Annotated in this window: 3 protein-coding genes; all 3 read left to right on the forward strand. The window is 45.5% G+C overall.

Going from position 1 to position 2,547, the window contains the following annotated elements; translation table 11 throughout:
• The first annotated feature begins 114 nt into the window (after positions 1-114).
• The 3 genes from tnpA (at position 115) to DXB52_RS15420 (ending at position 2,480) form a co-directional block, all read left to right on the forward strand.
• The gene (tnpA, locus tag DXB52_RS15410) at positions 115-513 is read left to right on the forward strand and encodes an IS66 family insertion sequence element accessory protein TnpA (RefSeq protein ID WP_055171348.1); all 399 of its coding nucleotides are present in this window, start codon (positions 115-117) and stop codon (positions 511-513) included.
• 14 nt (positions 514-527) lie between these two features.
• On the forward strand, positions 528-878 hold the full coding sequence (tnpB, locus tag DXB52_RS15415) for an IS66 family insertion sequence element accessory protein TnpB (RefSeq protein WP_158526524.1): 351 nt from the start codon (positions 528-530) through the stop codon (positions 876-878).
• Positions 879-944: 66 nt separating this feature from the next.
• Positions 945-2,480, forward strand: coding sequence for an IS66-like element ISRob1 family transposase (locus DXB52_RS15420; RefSeq protein ID WP_055171353.1), 1,536 nt, complete (start codon positions 945-947; stop codon positions 2,478-2,480).
• Positions 2,481-2,547: the final 67 nt, after the last annotated feature.

A 2,547-nucleotide genomic window follows, 5' to 3' on the forward strand; every position in this document is an offset into this window, starting at 1 on the left:
GTAAGCGTCCAATAAGAGGGTGTATCGAAATTTCTGGCTGTTGCATGTAAACTATTGATTAGAGTTTTGGGAGTTGACTCTGAAAACTCTAAATCTAATCTAAGGAGCAGGCTTATGGATCTTTCTTCTTTGACTCCAGACAAACAGGTGAAACTTCAATACTGGCTGGATGTAATACGGCAATGCAGGGCCTCCGGACTGACAAATCAGATCTGGTGTGAACAACACGATATCTCTTTGAAAAGTTATTATTACTGGCTTTCCAAAATTCGAAAGCTTGCCCTGGAAGAACTGCCCCGCAAGAAAAACGGCATCCACATGTGTACAGACCAACATTCAACTGCTTTAACGGAATCCCCGGCTGAGTTTGCGGAGCTTTCACTTCCGGACAGAAACATTTCCCGTTCCACTCCTGCAGCCATACTTCATATCGGATCCATAACAGTGGAACTTTATGAAGGCACATCTGCCCAGATGCTGGAAAACATTCTGAAAGCCGTGCAGTCATGTTAGGAGATCTTTCCCATGTGGAGAAAATCTATATCCGATGCGGCTACACCGATATGAGGAAGCAGCTCAATGGCTTGCTGGATATCATCCAGTACAACTTCAAACTGGATCCTTACAGCAATTCCTTATTCCTGTTCTGTGGAAAGAGGGCTGACCGGATCAAAGCAGTCCATTACGAGGGAGACGGTTTCTGCCTTTTATACAAACGGTACGAAAACGGACGTCTCCAATGGCCGCGGACCGGCGAAGAAGCAAAACAGATTTCTGATCAGCAGCTGCGCTGGCTTCTGGAAGGTTTGAACCCGGAGCAGCCAAAGGCGGTTCAGAAATGGCTCCCGCATAAGTCTGAAAATACTGAAAATCCTTAGAAATGCTGGGAAATCTGACGATTCTATGGTATAATAATCCTATCGAAGCGAAAGGGTTTTCATGTTATGTCAGCTACGGAACAGGAGTATAAAAATCATATCAAAGAACTGGAACAGCAGGTCCGGCTCCTGAAAGAGCAGGTTGATTTCCTGACCCGTAAACTTTATGGAACAAAATCCGAGAAGACATCTACTCTCGAAATCGAGGGGCAGATGTCTCTTTTTAATGAAATCGAAACCTGTGCGGATCCTGATGCACACGAACCGGAGCTTGTTGAGATAGAGAAGCACCTACGTAAAAGGAAGTACACCGGTCAGCGGGAAGAACTGGTAAAAAATCTCCCTCACAGCAAAGTACTCCATACCATAGATGAAAGGGAACAGATATGCGATAACTGCGGGAGTACGATGGTGAAAGTAGGGGAAGAATTCGTCCGCACGGAAGTACAGTTTATCCCTGCAAAACTCAAGGTGATTGACCATTACCGGGAAACGTATGAATGCAGGTCATGCCGGAAAAACGGAACTCCTTATATGGAGAAGGCTCCGGTGCCATATCCTCCCGTCCTGCATTCTCTGGCATCTGCATCTACCATCACCTGGCTCATCCACCAGAAGTTTGAATTAAGCATCCCGCTGTACAGACAGGAAAAAGAATGGGAGGCTTTGGGATTACGTTTAAGCAGAGCGACTATGTCAAACTGGCTTCTGGTTGTCTATCGGGACTGGCTTGTACACATCGTCCACCGTCTGAAGCTGGAACTTCTGAAACAGAGATACCTTCATATCGATGAAACACATGTACAGGTGCTGAAAGAACCGGGACGGAAAAATACGTCCGATTCCTATATGTGGGTTTACTGCAGCATCAGAGATGCCGTAAATCCCATCCGCTACTTCGAGTACCAGCCGGGACGAAGCGGGAAATATCCGGAAGCGTTTCTGAGGGAATATGAAGGTTATATCCATACAGACGCTTACTCCGGATACAATGCAGTTTCAGGAGTAAAAAGATGTCTTTGCTATACGCATCTGCGCCGGGCTTTCGTGGATGCTCTCCCAAAAGACATCCATAATTCGGAAGCATCAAAACCTGCGGAAGCAATCCTCCGTCTGAATCAACTCTTTAACATAGAGTCAGAGTTGGAGGCGTTCCCTCCTGATCAGAAGAAAAAAGAACGTCTTATCCGCGAGAAACCTCTTCTCGAGGCTTTTTGGTCATGGGCAGAAAAAAGTGCCATCGGAGAGCTGCCGAAATCCAAACTTTCAAAAGCTTTTCATTACGCCTTAAATAACCGTGAAGGTTTTTGGAATTATCTGGAAGACGGGAATTGTTCCATCAGTAATTCGCTTGCGGAAAACTGTATCCGTCCCTTTGTGATCGGCAGAAAGAACTGGCTATTCTCCGGCAGTCCGAAAGGGGCGGAAGCCAGTGCAGGAATCTATACATTGGTAGAGACAGCGAAAGCGAATGGGCTTGCCCCGATGAAATATATAAAATATATCCTGTCCGACATGCCGGGGAGTGCTTTTCTTGAACATCCTGAATATCTGGATGATTATCTGCCTTGGAATCCTCTTGTAAAAGAATTCTGTCGATAACCGTTGACCTTTTAGTATAAAAGGCTGACGGTTATTTTTCTATACACTGTTTTATTTGACGCTTACT

It is taken from the genome of Ruminococcus sp. OM04-4AA (assembly GCF_003462585.1).
Taxonomy (GTDB): Bacteria; Bacillota; Clostridia; order Lachnospirales; family Lachnospiraceae; genus Mediterraneibacter; species Mediterraneibacter faecis.

What these genes read in the sequence shown, in the direction of transcription:
- tnpA (WP_055171348.1), top strand. Translation starts at nt 115, where the DNA reads ATGGATCTTTCTTCTTTGACTCCAGACAAACAGGTGAAACTTCAATAC.
- DXB52_RS15420 (WP_055171353.1), top strand. Translation starts at nt 945, where the DNA reads ATGTCAGCTACGGAACAGGAGTATAAAAATCATATCAAAGAACTGGAA.